Annotated in this window: 14 protein-coding genes and 1 pseudogene; 7 read left to right on the plus strand and 8 right to left on the minus strand. The window is 71.9% G+C overall.

What is annotated here, in order from left to right:
* Nucleotides 1-177 precede the first annotated feature (177 nt).
* The 3 genes and pseudogenes from AC5WS8_RS29395 to AC5WS8_RS29405 all read left to right on the plus strand — a co-directional run.
* Nucleotides 178-3,021 carry an SCO1167/SCO6262 family helicase gene (locus tag AC5WS8_RS29395; protein ID WP_496106580.1) on the plus strand — a complete coding sequence of 948 codons (2,844 nt, stop codon included), beginning with the start codon at nt 178-180 and terminating at the stop codon, nt 3,019-3,021.
* Nucleotides 3,018-4,331: an SWIM zinc finger family protein gene (locus AC5WS8_RS29400; RefSeq protein WP_496106530.1), complete on the plus strand. Its 1,314-nt coding sequence runs from the start codon at nt 3,018-3,020 to the stop codon at nt 4,329-4,331. Before AC5WS8_RS29395 ends, AC5WS8_RS29400 begins: the two co-directional genes overlap by 4 nt.
* 33 nt (nt 4,332-4,364) lie before the next feature.
* A pseudogene (locus AC5WS8_RS29405) lies at nt 4,365-4,535 on the plus strand (aminotransferase); the annotation flags it as partial.
* A 190-nt stretch (nt 4,536-4,725) separates the two neighbouring features.
* Here the strand turns inward: AC5WS8_RS29405 and AC5WS8_RS29410 are convergent.
* Entirely contained in the window at nt 4,726-4,866 is a 141-nt protein-coding gene (locus AC5WS8_RS29410; RefSeq protein WP_496106531.1) for a DUF397 domain-containing protein, read from the minus strand.
* Nucleotides 4,820-5,737, minus strand: coding sequence for a helix-turn-helix domain-containing protein (locus AC5WS8_RS29415; RefSeq protein WP_496106581.1), 918 nt, complete (start codon nt 5,735-5,737; stop codon nt 4,820-4,822). The genes AC5WS8_RS29410 and AC5WS8_RS29415 overlap by 47 nt, the downstream gene beginning before the upstream one ends.
* 177 nt (nt 5,738-5,914) lie before the next feature.
* Here AC5WS8_RS29415 and AC5WS8_RS29420 point away from each other — a divergent pair, with 177 nt between their 5' ends.
* A complete protein-coding gene (locus AC5WS8_RS29420) occupies nt 5,915-6,433 on the plus strand; it encodes an ATP-binding protein (RefSeq protein ID WP_496106532.1) in 519 nt (172 codons plus the stop codon).
* Nucleotides 6,434-6,519: 86 nt separating this feature from the next.
* Here AC5WS8_RS29420 and AC5WS8_RS29425 read toward each other — a convergent pair whose 3' ends face one another.
* Nucleotides 6,520-6,879 (minus strand): hypothetical protein, encoded by a 360-nt coding sequence (locus AC5WS8_RS29425; RefSeq protein ID WP_496106533.1) that lies wholly within the window; start codon nt 6,877-6,879, stop codon nt 6,520-6,522.
* Between the two features lie 175 nt (nt 6,880-7,054).
* Here AC5WS8_RS29425 and AC5WS8_RS29430 point away from each other — a divergent pair, with 175 nt between their 5' ends.
* A complete protein-coding gene (locus AC5WS8_RS29430; protein ID WP_496106534.1) occupies nt 7,055-8,257 on the plus strand; it encodes a mannosyltransferase family protein in 1,203 nt (400 codons plus the stop codon).
* A 14-nt stretch (nt 8,258-8,271) separates the two neighbouring features.
* Here AC5WS8_RS29430 and AC5WS8_RS29435 read toward each other — a convergent pair whose 3' ends face one another.
* Both AC5WS8_RS29435 and clpB read right to left on the minus strand, forming a co-directional pair.
* Entirely contained in the window at nt 8,272-8,796 is a 525-nt protein-coding gene (locus tag AC5WS8_RS29435; RefSeq protein WP_200422242.1) for a YbjN domain-containing protein, read from the minus strand.
* Nucleotides 8,797-8,940: 144 nt separating this feature from the next.
* On the minus strand, nt 8,941-11,538 hold the full coding sequence (clpB, locus tag AC5WS8_RS29440; protein ID WP_496106535.1) for an ATP-dependent chaperone ClpB: 2,598 nt from the start codon (nt 11,536-11,538) through the stop codon (nt 8,941-8,943).
* Nucleotides 11,539-11,670: 132 nt separating this feature from the next.
* On the opposite strand from clpB, the gene AC5WS8_RS29445 reads away from it, so the two are divergent.
* The gene (locus AC5WS8_RS29445) at nt 11,671-12,084 is read left to right on the plus strand and encodes a pyridoxamine 5'-phosphate oxidase family protein (RefSeq protein WP_496106536.1); all 414 of its coding nucleotides are present in this window, start codon (nt 11,671-11,673) and stop codon (nt 12,082-12,084) included.
* A 205-nt stretch (nt 12,085-12,289) separates the two neighbouring features.
* Here AC5WS8_RS29445 and AC5WS8_RS29450 read toward each other — a convergent pair whose 3' ends face one another.
* A complete protein-coding gene (locus tag AC5WS8_RS29450) occupies nt 12,290-12,625 on the minus strand; it encodes a Rieske (2Fe-2S) protein (RefSeq protein WP_200422238.1) in 336 nt (111 codons plus the stop codon).
* Between the two features lie 4 nt (nt 12,626-12,629).
* Nucleotides 12,630-12,830, minus strand: a complete 201-nt coding sequence (locus tag AC5WS8_RS29455; RefSeq protein WP_496106537.1) for a hypothetical protein — start codon at nt 12,828-12,830, stop codon at nt 12,630-12,632.
* Between the two features lie 170 nt (nt 12,831-13,000).
* Here AC5WS8_RS29455 and AC5WS8_RS29460 point away from each other — a divergent pair, with 170 nt between their 5' ends.
* Entirely contained in the window at nt 13,001-13,945 is a 945-nt protein-coding gene (locus tag AC5WS8_RS29460) for a helix-turn-helix transcriptional regulator (protein WP_496106538.1), read from the plus strand.
* An 83-nt stretch (nt 13,946-14,028) separates the two neighbouring features.
* On the opposite strand, the gene AC5WS8_RS29465 is transcribed toward AC5WS8_RS29460, so the two are convergent.
* Nucleotides 14,029-15,066, minus strand: coding sequence for a helix-turn-helix transcriptional regulator (locus AC5WS8_RS29465; protein ID WP_496106539.1), 1,038 nt, complete (start codon nt 15,064-15,066; stop codon nt 14,029-14,031).
* Between the last annotated feature and the right edge of the window lie 349 nt (nt 15,067-15,415).

Here is a 15,415-nt window from a genome sequence, read left to right on the forward strand (position 1 = left end):
TGGGCGAAACACTTCTGGCGTTTCCTGTCCGTCCGCGCGGATAGCCTTGACCCGCCGAGGGCTCGTGGGCTGCCCGCGTCCTCCCGAGCAGTTGCAGGAGCCTGGCCAGGAGTGGGTGTGGTGGCGAAGGTTTACCCGTCGGCGGAGCCCGAGTCGGCGACTTGGGACCGGCAACGGATGTTTGCCGGATTGCCGGAGCTCGCCCTGGGCGAGGCGGTGTTCCTTCCCGCGGATCCGCCCCGGACGGGGCGGATGGCGTTCTGGGCGCCTGGGAGTGAGCCACCGGACCTCGGGGTGGAACCCGAGGAACTCACCGTGGTCAGGCCGCACGGTTCGTCCGTGCGCCGGGCGCGGGTGGTCGCCGTGCTGCTGCCGGTGGAGCAGGCGCTGCCGCTGCTGACCCGCTGCCGGGCACTCGGCGCGGACGGCAGCGGGCGGGCGTCGGCGGGTACCGCGTTCTGGGGCACAGCGGCCCTGCTGGGGCTGCGTCTGCTCGCCCGGGGCCGGATACTGCCCGGGGTGTCGCCGAAGGGATTCGACGCCTGGCGGGTCGGCCCCCTGGACACCGAGGACCACGAGCGGCTGACCGCCCTTGCCGCCGCCATGCCTCCTCAGGCCCGCGCGGTCGCGGTTCCCGGGCTCCCCCGCCTCACCCTTCCGGCGGCCGAGCCGCTGCTGCGGGCCTTCCTGGACTCCATGGCCGATTCCCTGGCTCGCCCTCCCGCCGCCCGCCAGGTGACCGGCCAACCGGCGTTCGCGGCGCGCGCCCCGCAGTCCGTGCCCGAGCAGCGAGGCTGGGCGGCGGAGGTCGCCGCCGGCCGCGACGCGGGGCTGGCTGTCTCGCTGCGGCTGGAACTGGACCACGCGGACTCCTTCCGGGCCGTGGTCCAACTGCGCAGCCTGGCCGATCCCACGGTTCTCGCCGACGCCGCGGACCTGTGGTCCGGCAGGGCCACCGCCCCCGAACTGTTCGGCCCACGGGCCCAGGTGGACACGCTGCTGACGCTGCGCCGGGCCGCCCGCGTCTGGCCCCCGGCCGGACGGCTGCTGGACTCCGCCGCCCCGGCCCGCCTGGAGCTGTCCGACGAGGAGGCCCAGGCGCTGCTGGGCGACGCGGCGGAAAGCCTTGCCGCCGCCGGGGTCGCCGTGCACTGGCCCAAGGAGCTGGTACGTGAGCTGACGGCCTCCGGCGTCCTGGAACCCGTACGCCGCAAGGGAACGCGGTCCGCGGCCGAGTCGTTCCTGTCCTCCGGCGGCCTGCTGGACTTCCGCTGGCGGGTCGCCCTCGGAGACCGGGAACTCACCGAGGAAGAGCTGGAACGGCTGGTCCAGGCGCACCGGCCGATCGTTCGGCTGCGCGACCAGTGGGTGGTCGTGGACCCGGAACTGGTCCGGCGGCTGCGACGGACCAGGCAGTCCAGGGCGGCCTCGCTCACCGCGATCGACGCCCTGGGCGCCGCGCTGACCGGCAGTGTCGAGGTGGATGGCGAGCAGGTGGCGGTCACCGCCACCGGCGTACTGGAGGAACTGCGCTCCCGGATCGCCGACCCCGAGGCCCGCGCCGCGCGGGAGCCCCAGGGGCCGCCGAAAGCCCTGGCCGCGACCCTGCGCGACTACCAGCTGCGCGGCCTGAACTGGCTGCACCGGATGACCTCGCTCGGCCTGGGCGGCTGCCTCGCCGACGACATGGGCCTGGGCAAGACCGTGACCCTGATCGCTCTCCACCTGCGCCGCCAGGAGCGGAAGACCACCGCCGGCCCCACCCTGGTGGTCTGCCCCGCCTCGCTGCTCGGCAACTGGGAGCGCGAGATCCGGCGCTTCGCACCGGCCACCCCCGTGCGCCGCTTCCACGGTCCCGGCCGCGACCTGGCCGGCCTCGACGGCGGTGCGGACGGCGGCTTCGTCCTGACCACCTACGGGACCATGCGCCGCGACACCGAACGCCTCACCGAGCAGCCCTGGGGCCTGCTCGTCGCCGACGAGGCCCAGCACGTCAAGAACCCGCACGCGCTCACCGCCCAGGCCCTGCGCCGGATCCCCTCCCGGGGACGGGTCGCACTGACCGGCACCCCGGTCGAGAACAACCTGTCCGAACTGTGGTCACTGCTCGACTGGACCACCCCCGGCCTGCTCGGCACGCTCACCTCCTTCCGTGACCGCTACGCCACGGCTGTCGAGGGCGACCGCGACGAACAGGCCGCCCGGCGACTGGCCGCGCTGGTCCGCCCCTTCCTGCTGCGCCGGCGCAAGTCCGACCCGGGCATCGCGCCCGAACTGCCGCCCAAGACCGAGACCGACCAGCCGGTTTCCCTGACGAAGGAGCAGGTGTCGCTGTACGAGGCGCTGGTGCGCGAGCTCATGGCCGAGATCGAGGACAAGCAGGGCATCGCCCGGCGCGGCCTGGTGATGAAGCTCCTCACCGGCCTGAAGCAGGTCTGCAACCACCCCGCGCAGTTCCTGAAGGAGCCCGTGGGTGCCAGGCTCGGGGGCCGTTCGGGGAAACTGGAACTCCTGGACGAACTCCTGGACACCGTCCTGGCCGAGGACGGGTCGGCGCTGGTCTTCACCCAGTACGTGGCCATGGGCGCGCTGATCGAGCGCCACCTGGCCGACCGCGGCGTGGACACCCTGTTCCTGCACGGAGGCACCACGGTCAAACGCCGCGAGGAGATGGTCGACGCCTTCCAGAGCGGCGAGAAGAGGGTGTTCCTGCTGTCCCTCAAGGCCGCCGGTACCGGTCTGAACCTTACCCGGGCCGGACACGTCATCCACTACGACCGCTGGTGGAACCCGGCCGTGGAGGACCAGGCCACCGACCGCGCCTACCGGATCGGACAGACCCAGCCGGTCCAGGTGCACAAGCTGATCGCCGAGGGCACCGTGGAGGACCGGGTCGCCGAGATGCTCCGACAGAAGCGGGACCTGGCCGACTCGGTGCTCGGCTCGGGCGAGGCGGCCTTCAGCGAGCTGAGCGACGGCGAACTGGCCGAACTGGTCACGCTGCGAAGGACGGGACGATGAGCAGACGCATCCCGGCTCAGAGGGAAGCCGCGCGTACCTTCGACGCACTCCCGCCGGCCAGGGGCAGCCGCGCGCCCTTCGCCGAGTCCTGGTGGGGCCGCGCATGGCTGCGCTCCCTGGAGGAGTCCTCCCTGGACACCGGCCGCCTCTCGCGCGGCCGGACCTACGCGCGCGGCGGCGCGGTCGGGCCGGTCACCGTCGCCCCCGGCTCGGCCGCCGCCCCGGTGCAGGGCAGCCGCCGCGCCCCGTACCGTTCCACGGTCCAGGTCGAGCAGCTGACGGACCAGCAGTGGGACAGGCTGCTCGACATGATCGCCGAGCGGGCCGCCAACATCGCCGCACTGCTGGACGGCGAGATGCCCGCCGGGCTCGCCGACGACGCCGAGGCCGCCGGCGTCCCGCTGCTGCCCGGCCCCCGGGACCTCGACCCCGAGTGCAGCTGCCCCGACTGGGGCTACCCCTGCAAACACGCCGCCGCCCTCTGCTACCAGGTCGCCCGGCTCCTGGACCGCGACCCCTTCGTACTGCTGCTCCTGCGGGGGCGCGGCGAGCGGGATCTGATGGACGAGCTCGGCCGCCGCAACACCGCTCGCGCCTCCGCCGAAGCCGCAGTGTCCGCGGCAACGGAAGGCGCGGATCCGGACGGGTCCCCGGCCCGGACCGGCGATCTGGCAGGGTCCGCCTTCGCCGCACGCGCGGACCTGCCGTCCCTGCCCGCCCCACCCCCGCTGCCCGACCGGGCCGGCCGCGGCCCCGCGCTGGTGGACTCGGCCGTCCCGGAGCCCGGCGTGGACCCCGCCGCGCTCGAACTGCTCGCCGCCGATGCCGCGATGCGTGCCCACCATCTGCTCGCCGGAGCCCTCGGCGCGCGGCATGCCGACACGGTCCCGCCCGTCCCGCTCACCGATTGGCAGGACGCCGTCCGCTTCGCCGCCGCTCACCCCACCCTGGAGGTCTTCGCCCGGATCGCTTCGAACTGCGGCCGCACCCCCCGCGACCTCGCCGCCGCCACCCACGCGTGGCGGCACGGCGGCGCCGCATCCCTGGACGTACTGGAAAGCTCTTGGGCCCCGCCCGCCTCCCGCCTGGAGCGCGACCGCGAGGCGCTGCGCGCGGACTGGGCCGACGGCAGACCACCCCGGCTCCGCTCCTGGCGCAACCGCTGGACCGTCGAGGGCCACGCTGCCCAACTGCGCCTGGGCCGCGACGGACTGTGGTACCCGTACACCAAGGACCAGGGCACCTGGTGGCCGGCCGGACCGCCTGACGCCGATCCCGCCGTCGTCCTGACCGCTCTCCTCGCAACCTGACCCGCGCCGCACACAAACAGGTACGAACAGGGAGTCGGCTGGGTGACGGCCGCGCCGGAGCTGGTCGGCGCGGTCCGCACGGCGAAGCAGTTCCTGACCTACGTCTCCTCGGGCCCCTTCCAGTACGCGGTGGCGGAGGCCCTCGCCCTGCCCGACTCCTACTTCGCGGAGCTGCGGGGGTCCATGCAGGTTCGCCGGGACGTCCCGTCAGTGCTGTGCCGTGGTAAGCGCGCACGGCGACTGACCGCCGATCCCCCGAGAAACCAAAGCACCCGGGCAACCAGGTGGAGCTGTCTTTTCCCCGGTTCTTTCAGGAGGTCGGTGGCCCGCCGGACCCTCGCGGACAAGGACCCGGAGGGCGCGGAAGGCGGTCGGTGGCCGGGACCCCGCTGCCTCAGGAACGGTGGTGCCCGGCCTGCAACCCGCCTATGAAAGCGGCCCAGGCGGCGGCGTGGAAGCACAGCGCCGGGCCGTGCGGGACCTTGCTGTCACGCACGGGGACGACGACTCCTTGGAACCCGTCGGCCACCTCCACGCAGTCGCCCCCCGCCTGATTGCTGTAGCTGCTCTTGCGCCAGGCGACGCCGTTCAGATCGGGACGGGAGATTCGAGCCACGGTAGTTGCCCTCCATCGCAGACCGGATCATGTCGAGTGACATGATCGGGGGCAGGGCTGCCGCCCGCAGCCGATCGTAAATCACCTTGTAGCGACTGACATCGGCTGGCTCCTCGCTGAGTTGGCCGTAGTCCGAACCCTCCGTGTAGGCCACTTCTGATCCGTCCGGCAGGATCAGGATCGTCAGTGAGCCGCCCATTGCCTCGTGTCCGCCTTGGTCGAATGGCAATACCTGCACGGTGACGTGACGTTCTGCCGCCACATCGAGAAGGCGCGCCAATTGTTTACGCATCACGGCATCGCCGCCGATCGGACGCCTCAATACCGATTCGTCCAGGATCACCCACAGTTCGGGCCGGTCGGCCGAGCTCAGCCGCTCCTGCCGCCCCATTCGGACTGTGACGCGCTCTTCCAACTGGTCTTCGTCGCTCAGCAGGGCGTCCAGGCTCAGAACGGCCCGCGCGTAATCCCCCGTCTGCAGCAGACCCGGCACCACATGGGCCGCGTACTGCCTGATGGCCACCGCCCGCTCCGAGTACTCCATGAACTTCCGCGACCAGTCCGGAAACGCCTCCCGATACACATAAGGCCATAACTCCACCAGCAAGTTGTCCGCCCCCAGTACCGCGTCCAGCGCACGCGCCAGTTCCAGCGTCGGCTTCGCCCCGGACGCCCGCTCGATCTGCGTGATCCGCGTGCTCACCACGTGCACCTTGTCGGCGAGCTCGGCCTGGGTCAGGGCGGCAGCCAAACGGAGCCTGCGCACCCGCGCGCCGAACAGGGCCGCCATCGACGTACTGGGGTCGATTTCGTTGGCCACAGCGTCACTTCCGTTCCTTACGGGTCGAAAAGTAAGCCTGCTTCACCTGTCGAGCGTAGGGCGAGGGGACGACTCTTGGGCACGGAACGTGACGACCCGCGCACTCCACGGAACAGCTTGCGCTCGGCAGACAAGGACGGACAAGCGGTGCTGACAGGAACGACCACCCCGGAAGACGAGCCACGCCGGGCCACCGCGCCCCTTGCGGCGGAGACGGTCGCGCTCGCCGAGACGGTACGCGAACTCCCGTTCTTCGCAGGGCAGTTCGTTTCCTCGCCGCGAGGTGCGCAGCTCGCCCGGCGTCTCGCCGTCCGGCGCATGGCGGAGTGGGGCTGTCCGCCGTCCTCGGACACGTCGTGCACGGTCGCTCTCATCGTCGGCGAACTCGCGGCGAACGCCGTGCAGCACGGTCGGGTGCCCGGACGCGACTTCGGGCTTCGGCTCACCCTCCACGCAGCTGCGGGCCTGGTCCGTATCGAGGTCGCGGACGCCGCCTCGGCCAAGCGGCCACCCGCGGTGCCGCCGGCGTCGCACCCCGAAGGCGAGTCCGGCCGAGGACTGTTTCTGGTGGACGTCCTGGCCGAGCGCTGGGGGTCGGCGCCTCGCCACCCGGTCGGCAAGACGGTATGGGCCGAGGTGCCTCTTGAGAGGCCAACCGACCTGTGACCTCTGTGAGTCCGTTCCCGCGCACCGGGCCCGTGAACCGTCGGAGGTTCACCCCTCCCGCTCACCGCGCCCGCCCGGACGTCCCCTCACCGGAACGGACCGGAGAGGGCGGAGACCACAGCGGCCGGCTCGTGGGCGAGGACACCTGCCCGGTGTGCGGATCCGATCCGCCGCTCGACGAGGCACGGGCCGAGCGGGCCGCCGAGCAGGTGGCGGCCCTGCGGCGCGAGGCCGCCGCCGCGCGGGAGGCCCGTGCCGAGCCGCGGGAGGCGATGGACGCCGTCCGCCACCTCGGTCACGCGGGTCCCCACGCGGCTGCCCGCCCCGCTGGTCGTTCCGTGGGCGGAGCGGTCGGCCTGCCGGGCGATCGACGACGCGGCGCGACTCGGCGTACGGAGGTCCCTGAGGATGCGGTCCGCCGCCTGGGGACGCCCACGGTCCGACACCCCGGCCGCCGCCCCCCGGAAGCGGCCTGCCGCCCCGCCCGTGACGGCGCGGCCGCCTCCCGGGTGGCGCCCCTGCTCTCGATCCCTCGACCAGGTGGCGTGTCAGGCGTGGGAATTCGTCGGCACGCGGACGCACAAGGTCGCAAATCCGGCGTGATCGACGCATGGTTCCGGTGTGACCCACGCCAGCACCCTCCCGGCCCCGGCCGCCGAGCGCCCGGGCCACCCCGACCCCGTCCGTCCGGCCGGCGGCGGGCCGCGGGCGGCCGTCCCGGCCCTCACCGCCGTCGGCCTGTTCCTCACCGTTCGGCTGTCCGGCGTGCTCGTGCTCGCCGTCGCCGCCCGGGCGGCGGGCAAGAATCCGCTGCTGCTGCTCGGGCGCTCCTGGGACTCCGTCTGGTACCTGCGGATCGCCGCCCACGGCTACGGGTTCACCCAGCACGGCCGCACCGGCATCCACAGCGACCTGGCGTTCTTCCCGCTGTACCCCACGCTGGTCCACGCCCTCACCAGGATCGCCCCGCTCGGCGGCGGCGCGGCGGGCCTCGTGGTGTCGTGGACGGCGGCCCTGGTCGCCGCCCACGGCATCCACCGCATCGGGCTGCGGCTGTACGGTCCCGCGGTGGCCCTCGTCCTCGTCGTGCTGTGGGGCCTGCTGCCGCACGCCGTCGTGCTGTCGATGGCCTACACGGAGGCCGTCATGACCGCGTTCGCCGCCTGGTCGCTGTACGCGGTGCTGACCCGCCGCTGGGTGTGGGCGGGCGCGCTGGCGGCGCTCGCGGGCCTCACCCGGCCGAACGGTGTCGCGGTGGCGGCGGCGGTTCTCGCGGCAGCCGGTCTGGAGGTGTGGCGGCGGCGCGGGCGCGGAGTTTCCCACAGGCTGTGGACGGGCGTGGCGCTCGCACCGCTCGGCTGGAGCGGCTACGTCGTCTGGGTGGGCCGCCACCGGGGCGACCCGCTCGGCGGCTACTTCACCGTGCAGCGGCTGTGGGGCTCGCGCTTCGACTTCGGGCGGGGCGCCCTCGGCTTCACCGAGCACATGCTGCTGCACGGCACCCGGCTGCTGTTCCCGATGGCGCTGGTGATCGTCGGGGTGAGCACCGTGCTGTTCGCCCTGCTGGTCGTGGACCGGACCCCGCTGCCGCTCGTCGTCCACAGCGGTGTGCTGCTGCTGATCGCGCTCGGCGGCTCCGGGTTCTTCGAGTCCAAGCCGCGTTTCCTGCTCCCGGCGTTCCCGCTGCTGATCGTGGCGGCACGGGCGCTGGTGCGAACAGCGCGAACCCGGCCGTGGCACGCCGCCGTGGTGGCGAGCGCGCTGGCCGGGCTCTCGTTCGTCTATGGGGCCTATCTGGTGGTGCTGGCCCGATCTCCCCTCTAGGACGTGACGGGGGGCTACTCCCCGTCGTCCTCGGGCTTCTCCGCTTCGTCGACCTCTTCCGCGAGGCCGAGCTGCTCCACGAGCCACCGGTCGAACTCGATGGCGGCCCGCACCCAGCTCACGGTCGAGGAGACGAAGTGCTCCAGGCTCACGCCCGTACCGATCAGCATCTGCGCCTCGCCGATGAGGCGGACGGTGCCGTCGTCGTGGGTGTGGCTGTAGACCTTGGGCCACAGCGTGCGCCGGTTCCAGTCGTCGATGGACTCCAGCAGCTGGGGCTTCTCGTCGATCTTGTGGGGCCGGTCGTAGAACGTCCGCACCGAGAAGACCTGCTGATCGCCCTCGCCGCGGAACATGAAGTACGTACGGAACTGCTCCCACGGCGCGACGAGGTCACCCTCTTCGTCAACGAGGTGCTTGAGCTCCATCTGGTCCAGGAGCTGCTTCACGAGGTCCTGATCCGGAACCACGGGGCCCGCCGGCGGCTGCGGCTCGGGCTGGCCCCCGAAGTTCGGAATCGAGGACGGGTCGATGCTCACCGTGTTCTTCCCTTCGTACGGATTCCGCCATCCTCCCTCATGCGGGGAGGGGGGTGGCAACCCCCGACGGTTCGTGTCAGCCGTCGGCTGACACGAACCGGTCACGTGGGCGGGCGCACCGCGCGTATCCGGGAGCCGTTCCGACTACAGCGTCTTGCCCGTCGCCGGGCCCACCAGCAGGCCGTCGCCGAGCCGGTCCACCCGGACCGTGTCGCCGTCCTTGATCTCGCCCGCCAGGATCTCCTTGGCGAGACGGTCGCCGATGGCCGTCTGGACCAGGCGGCGCAGCGGCCGGGCGCCGTAGGCCGGGTCCAGGCCCTCCTCGGCGAGCCAGGCCAGGGCCTCGGGGGTGACCTCCAGGGTCAGGCGCCGCTCGTGCAGCCGCTTGGCCAGGCGGTCGACCTGGAGCTGCGCGATCCGCTCCAGCTCCGGCTTGGTCAGCGCCGAGAAGACGACCAGGTCGTCGAGCCGGTTGAGGAACTCCGGCTTGAAGGAGGTACGGACCACCTCCAGGACCTGTTCCTTCTTCTCCACCTCGCTCCTGAGCGGGTCGACCAGGAACTGGCTGCCCAGGTTGGAGGTCAGCACCAGGATGGCGTTGCGGAAGTCGACCGTGCGTCCCTGACCGTCGGTCAGGCGGCCGTCGTCCAGGACCTGCAGCAGGATGTCGAAGACCTCGGGGTGCGCCTTCTCCACCTCGTCGAGCAGGATGACGCTGTACGGGCGGCGGCGCACCGCCTCCGTCAGCTGGCCGCCCTCCTCGTAGCCGACGTACCCGGGCGGGGCGCCGACCAGCCGGGCGACGCTGTGCTTCTCGCCGTACTCCGACATGTCGATGCGGACCATGGCCCGCTCGTCGTCGAAGAGGAAGTCCGCGAGCGCCTTGGCCAGTTCCGTCTTGCCGACACCCGTCGGGCCCAGGAAGAGGAACGAGCCCGTCGGCCGGTCGGGGTCGGAGATGCCCGCGCGGCTGCGGCGTACGGCGTCGGAGACGGCCCGCACGGCCTCGCCCTGGCCGATGAGCCGCTTGCCGATCTCCTCCTCCATGCGCAGCAGCTTCTGCGTCTCGCCCTCCAGGAGGCGCCCGGCGGGGATGCCGGTCCAGGAGGCGACGACGTCCGCGATGTCGTCGGCGCCGACCTCCTCCTTGACCATGGTGTCCTTCGTGGCCTCCTCCTCGGCCTCGGAGGCGGCCTCCAGCTCCTTCTCCAGGGCCGGGATCTCGCCGTACAGCAGCTTGGACGCGGTGTCGAAGTCGCCGTCGCGCTGGGCGCGCTCGGCCTGGCCGCGCAGGTCGTCGAGCTTCTCCTTCAGCTCACCGACGCGGTTGAGGGACTGCTTCTCCTTCTCCCAGCGGGCGGTCAGGCCCCGCAGCTCCTCCTCCTTGTCGGCGAGGTCGCGGCGCAGCTTCTCCAGACGCTCGCGGGAGGCCGCGTCGGTCTCCTTGTCGAGGGCCAGCTCCTCCATGCGCAGCCGGTCCACGGCGCGCTGCAGCTCGTCGATCTCGACCGGGGAGGAGTCGATCTCCATGCGCAGCCGCGACGCCGCCTCGTCGACCAGGTCGATGGCCTTGTCGGGCAGGAAGCGGGAGGTGATGTAGCGGTCGGACAGGGCGGCGGCGGCCACCAGGGCGCTGTCCGCGATCTGCACCTTGTGGTGGGCCTCGTAACGGCCCTTGAGGCCGCGCAGGATCGCGATGGTGTCCTCGACGGTCGGCTCGCCCACGAACACCTGCTGGAAGCGGCGCTCCAGCGCGGCGTCCTTCTCGATGCGCTCGCGGTACTCGTCGAGCGTGGTCGCACCGATCATGCGCAGCTCGCCGCGGGCCAGCATCGGCTTGAGCATGTTGCCGGCGTCCATGGACGAGTCGCCGCCGGCGCCCGCGCCCACGACGGTGTGCAGCTCGTCGATGAAGGTGATGATCTGGCCGTCGCTGTCCTTGATCTCGGAGAGCACGGCCTTCAGCCGCTCCTCGAACTCACCCCGGTACTTCGCGCCCGCGACCATGGCGCCCAGGTCGAGCGCGACCAGCCGCTTGTTCCTGAGGGACTCGGGCACGTCGCCCTTCACGATCCGCTGGGCGAGCCCCTCCACCACGGCGGTCTTGCCCACGCCGGGCTCACCGATGAGGACCGGGTTGTTCTTGGTACGGCGGGACAGCACCTGTACGACGCGGCGGATCTCCTGGTCCCGGCCGATGACCGGGTCCAGCTTGCCGTCGCGCGCGGCGGCGGTGAAGTCGGTGCCGAACTTCTCGAGGGCCTTGTACTGACCCTCCGGGTCCGGGGTCGTCACCCGGCGTCCTCCCCTGGTCTTCTGGAACGCGTCCAGCAGCTTCTTGGCGTCCGCTCCCTGCCGGGACAGCACGTCCCCGGCGGCGCCGCCCTTCGCGGCGATGCCGATGAGCAGGTGCTCGGTGGACAGGTACTCGTCACCGAGGTCCTTGGCGCGCTTGTCCGCGTCCGCGATCACGGCGAGCAGGTCGCGGTTGGGCTGGGGCGGCGCGACGGTCGATCCGGTCACGCTGGGCAGCCCGGCGAGCAGGTGCTCGGCGCCGGAGCGCACGGAGGCCCGGTCGGCCTCCACGGCGGCGAGCAGATCGATGATGTTCTCGTTGTCCTGCCCCTCGAGCAGCGCGAGGAGCAGGTGGGCGGGGGTGAGGTCCGGGTGTCCCTCCGACACGGCCCGTTGGGTGGCCGCGTTGATCGCGTCCCGGCTCCTGTTGGTCAGCTCGGCGTCCACGTTCGCCTTCTCCTCCTGCGGGTCAGCCGCGCTCAGCTCTTGCCTTCCACTGTGACTACGGCAACGTACACAAAGTTGAGTCTATTCCACTCAAGGCGCCACGCGGGAGAGGAAACGGCTAGCGTCCGTTTCATGGGCACGTACTCCCGAGACCCCGGCGCACCCGACGCCGGGTACCTCGAGTTCTGGCGGGAAAGACACCTGTGCACACTGACGACCCTGCGTCCGGACGGAACTCCGCACGTCGTTCCGGTCGGGGTGACGTACGCCCCCGAGGAGCGGCTGGCCCGGGTGATCACGAACAAGGCGAGCGCGAAGGCGGGGCATGTGGCGGCGGCGGGGGCCGAGGGAGCGCCCGTCGCGGTCTGCCAGGTGGACGGGCGGCGGTGGGCCACGCTGGAGGGGCGCGCCCACGTCTCGGCCGATCCGGAACGGGTCGCGGAGGCGGAACGACGCTACGCCGAGCGCTACGGCAGGGTGCCGTCGCCGAACCCGTCGCGCGTGGTGATCGAGATCGAGCTCTCCCGAGCACTGGGACGCGGCTAGTGCTGTGGCCGGGCCGCGCCGCCGGGCGTGGGGCAGGCGGAGCTGCGCCGGGGTGGGTGCAGCGACTGGTTTCGGCCACCGTCGGATCCGGGCGATGTCCGTAGATGTCCCCGGAAAACTGCAGCGGCGTCACCGTGTTCAGGTCACGGTGACGCCGCTGCGGGGGGAAGCACCTGAGCGATCTCTTACGACGGGGGGAATCGCGTCAGGCACTGCGGGGGGTGGCTGAGATGGTCCTCACCTCCGGACTGTCCGCCTCGGACAGCCGGTGGTCGCGCTGGTCCAGGTTCACAAAGATCATTCCGTACCGGATGGCGCACCGCACGGGCTGCGGTGCCCCCCGGGGCCGCCGCAGCAGCCGGTACGCCCGCACGTCCTCGTCCTCGTCCCTGGTGACGACGACGGGCTCCCCGAACACGGTCACCATCAACGAGTCACCGCTATGGGGGATGGCGGTGGCCAGGTCGATGAAGTGCCAGCCGGAGCGGTAGGCGGTGGCCATTTCGCGGCGGAAGGAGCGGTCGTCGGGTGGAGTCGTCATCGGTTCAGCCCCACGTGCTGTCGTCTTCACCCACCGGAGAAGCCGCGTCGGCACTGCCGCCACTCACAGCACCGCCCTTGACGACTCCCCAGGTGCTGTCCGCCCGAGCATCGCCCTTCTCGCCCGAGAGGCCACTCAACGCGCCCATGGCCAAAACGGCGGAGACGGTGGCAACAAGCACCGAGCGAAGCATTCTCTTGCTCATAGTCGGCTTCGTCCTCACTTGAAGGTCCCCTCTTCCCCCGTCGAACAAGACGATGGCTCATTCGGGCACGTCATGGCCACACAATCGGTGCATCATGTTCCTGCATGTTCAGGACCCTGGGGGGTGGAGATTTCGTGGCAAATCCGACCAAAGCGTCACATCCCCATGCGATGACCGAGCTGTGCGATGAAGGCAGCCGTCTGTACGCGAACGCACTGCGCACCGGACGCATCGCACGCGAGGACGCGGAGCCCGCCCCCTGCCTGATGGAGTTCGCCCTTCTCCACCCCGATCCCGACGACCCGAACTGGCTGCGCCCCGTCCCCCCGTCCGTCGCCCTCGCCCACCGGCTCAATCCGATCGAGCGCGAGATCGCCGAGCGCAGGCGGCTGTCGATCGAACTCGCCGATGCCTTCGAGCCGTTCATGACACTGAGCGCCCAGGTCACGACCCCGACGCACTCCATCACCGTGCTCGAGGGCCTGGAGAGGATCAACGCGGCACTGGACCTCGCCACGGCCGAGTGCCAGTCAGAAATGCTCACCGTACAGCCGAGCAGCCGCCGCCTCGAGCACATTCTCGTGCAGGGCCTGGAACGTGACAGGCCGCTGATCGAGCGTGGCGTGCGCATCCGGACCCTCTACCAGCACACCGCCCGCTACAGCCCCGAGACGCTGGGCTACGTCGCGCAGTTCTCCGACGGCAAGGTGGAGTACCGCACCATCGACGAGCTGGTGGAGCGTCTCATCATCTGCGACGAGACAGTGGCGTTCATCCCCACGCGGGACGACCGCCAGGTCGCCCTGGAACTCCGGCACCCGGGTCTGGTCCGGTACCTGATCAAGGTCTTCGAGTTCATGTGGGCCCGCGCCGTGCCGTTGAGCACCGGAGCCCGGTACGAAACCGCCCCCGACGGCATCACGGAGATCCAGCACTCCATCGCCAAGCTCCTGGTCGAGGGCCACGTCGACGAGGCCATCGCCCGCCGGCTGGGGATGAACGTCCGCACCTGCCGGGCCCACATCGCCAAGCTGGCCCAGGCCCTGGGCAGCGGAAGCCGTGCCCAACTCGGCTACCTCATAGCCGAGTCGGGCATCCTGAAGCAGGAGCACTGAGGGGGAGCGCGGAAGCGGGGGCACCAAAGCCGCGGGAAGGGACGCGGCGAGCCGCACCCGGACCGGCCCGCACCGGAGCGGCCTCACAGCTCGGCCGGCGGTTCCGGAGCACGCGGAGCGGTCACCGGCAGCAACTCCGGCGCGCGCGGCGGACCGTCCAGGCCCGCCTGGGCGATCCGTACCCCGAGCTGCGTACGGCTCGCCGCGCCCAGGGTCTCGGACAGGCGGGCGATGTGCGCGCGGCAGGTGCGGACGCTGATGCCGAGCCGTTCGGCGACCACCGCGTCCTGGTGGCCCTCGGCGAGCAGCGCCGCGATGGAGCGCTCCCGGTGGGTGATGCCGTCGATGCCCGTCTCGGGCAGCGGTGAGGTGAGCGGGATCGCGAGACGCCACAGGCGTTCGAAGACGGTCACCAGGTACTCGATGAGGGCCGGATGGCGCAGTTCCAGCGCGATCGTCCGGTCCGCGTTCGCGGGGACGAAGGCCACGGTGCGGTCGAAGAGGATCAGCCGCTCGGGCACCTCGTCCAGGGTGCGCGCCTCGGCGGCGTCGCCCATCAGCTCCAGATAGGTGTGCAGGCCCTGGCCGTGCCGGGCGACATGCGTGTACAGGTCGCGCATGCGCACGCCCCGGCGGCGCATCTCCAGCGCCCGCGGCAGGCCCTCGGCCAGCTCCTCCTCGCGGCGGATACCGCCCGGCTGCACGGTCAGCACCTCGGTCGTGCACCGTTCCGTCGCCTCGTCCATGGCGGCGCGGATCCGCGTCAGCCCGTCCAGCACCCGGATCGCCACGCCCTCCTGAGGGCCCTGCTCACGGCCGTCCAGCCCGGCGTACCACTCGACGGCGGCCACGGCCGTGCCGACCCGCGCCTGGCTCGCGGAGACCTCCTCGTGCACACCGCGCAGCAGGCGGGTCATGACCTCCTGCGGGGCGGTCGGCACCAGCCAGTCCATGTCGTCGGGGTCGGGGTGCAGCAGCGCCAGCTCCAGCAGGCAGGGCACCTTCGCGGCGTCGGCGCGGGGCACCCGCCCGCGACGCACCGCCCGGGAGTACACGCGGGTCCCGGCCTCGCAGAGCCGGTCAGCACCGTGTGGATGCGCGTCCCTCCCGTGCCCGGCCATCTTCCACCCCTGGCTTACGACTCCTGGCTCCCGCGTCCCGCGCGACGCGGCCCGCCGGCGACTCCCTCACGCACACGGACGCGCGCCGTCCGCGCCGCGCCCCCGCACGCCTTCGCAGCGCAACTATGCGCGGAGCCGCCCGCCACCGCAACACGGCTCGCCCGCCCCGACGGCCGCCCTTGCCCTGTAACCTCCCGGTTTCTCCCCACCTCCGGACCGTCCGCTGCACCAAGCTGACCGGGGTCGCCGATCGCACACGGGCGGACCGAACGGGCTGCGGCCCGCGCCCCTTTCGGGGTGCGGGCCGCAGAGACGGGGCCGGGATCCGGGCGGGCACGCCGGCCGCCGG

Source organism: Streptomyces sp. PTL18, assembly GCF_059510295.1.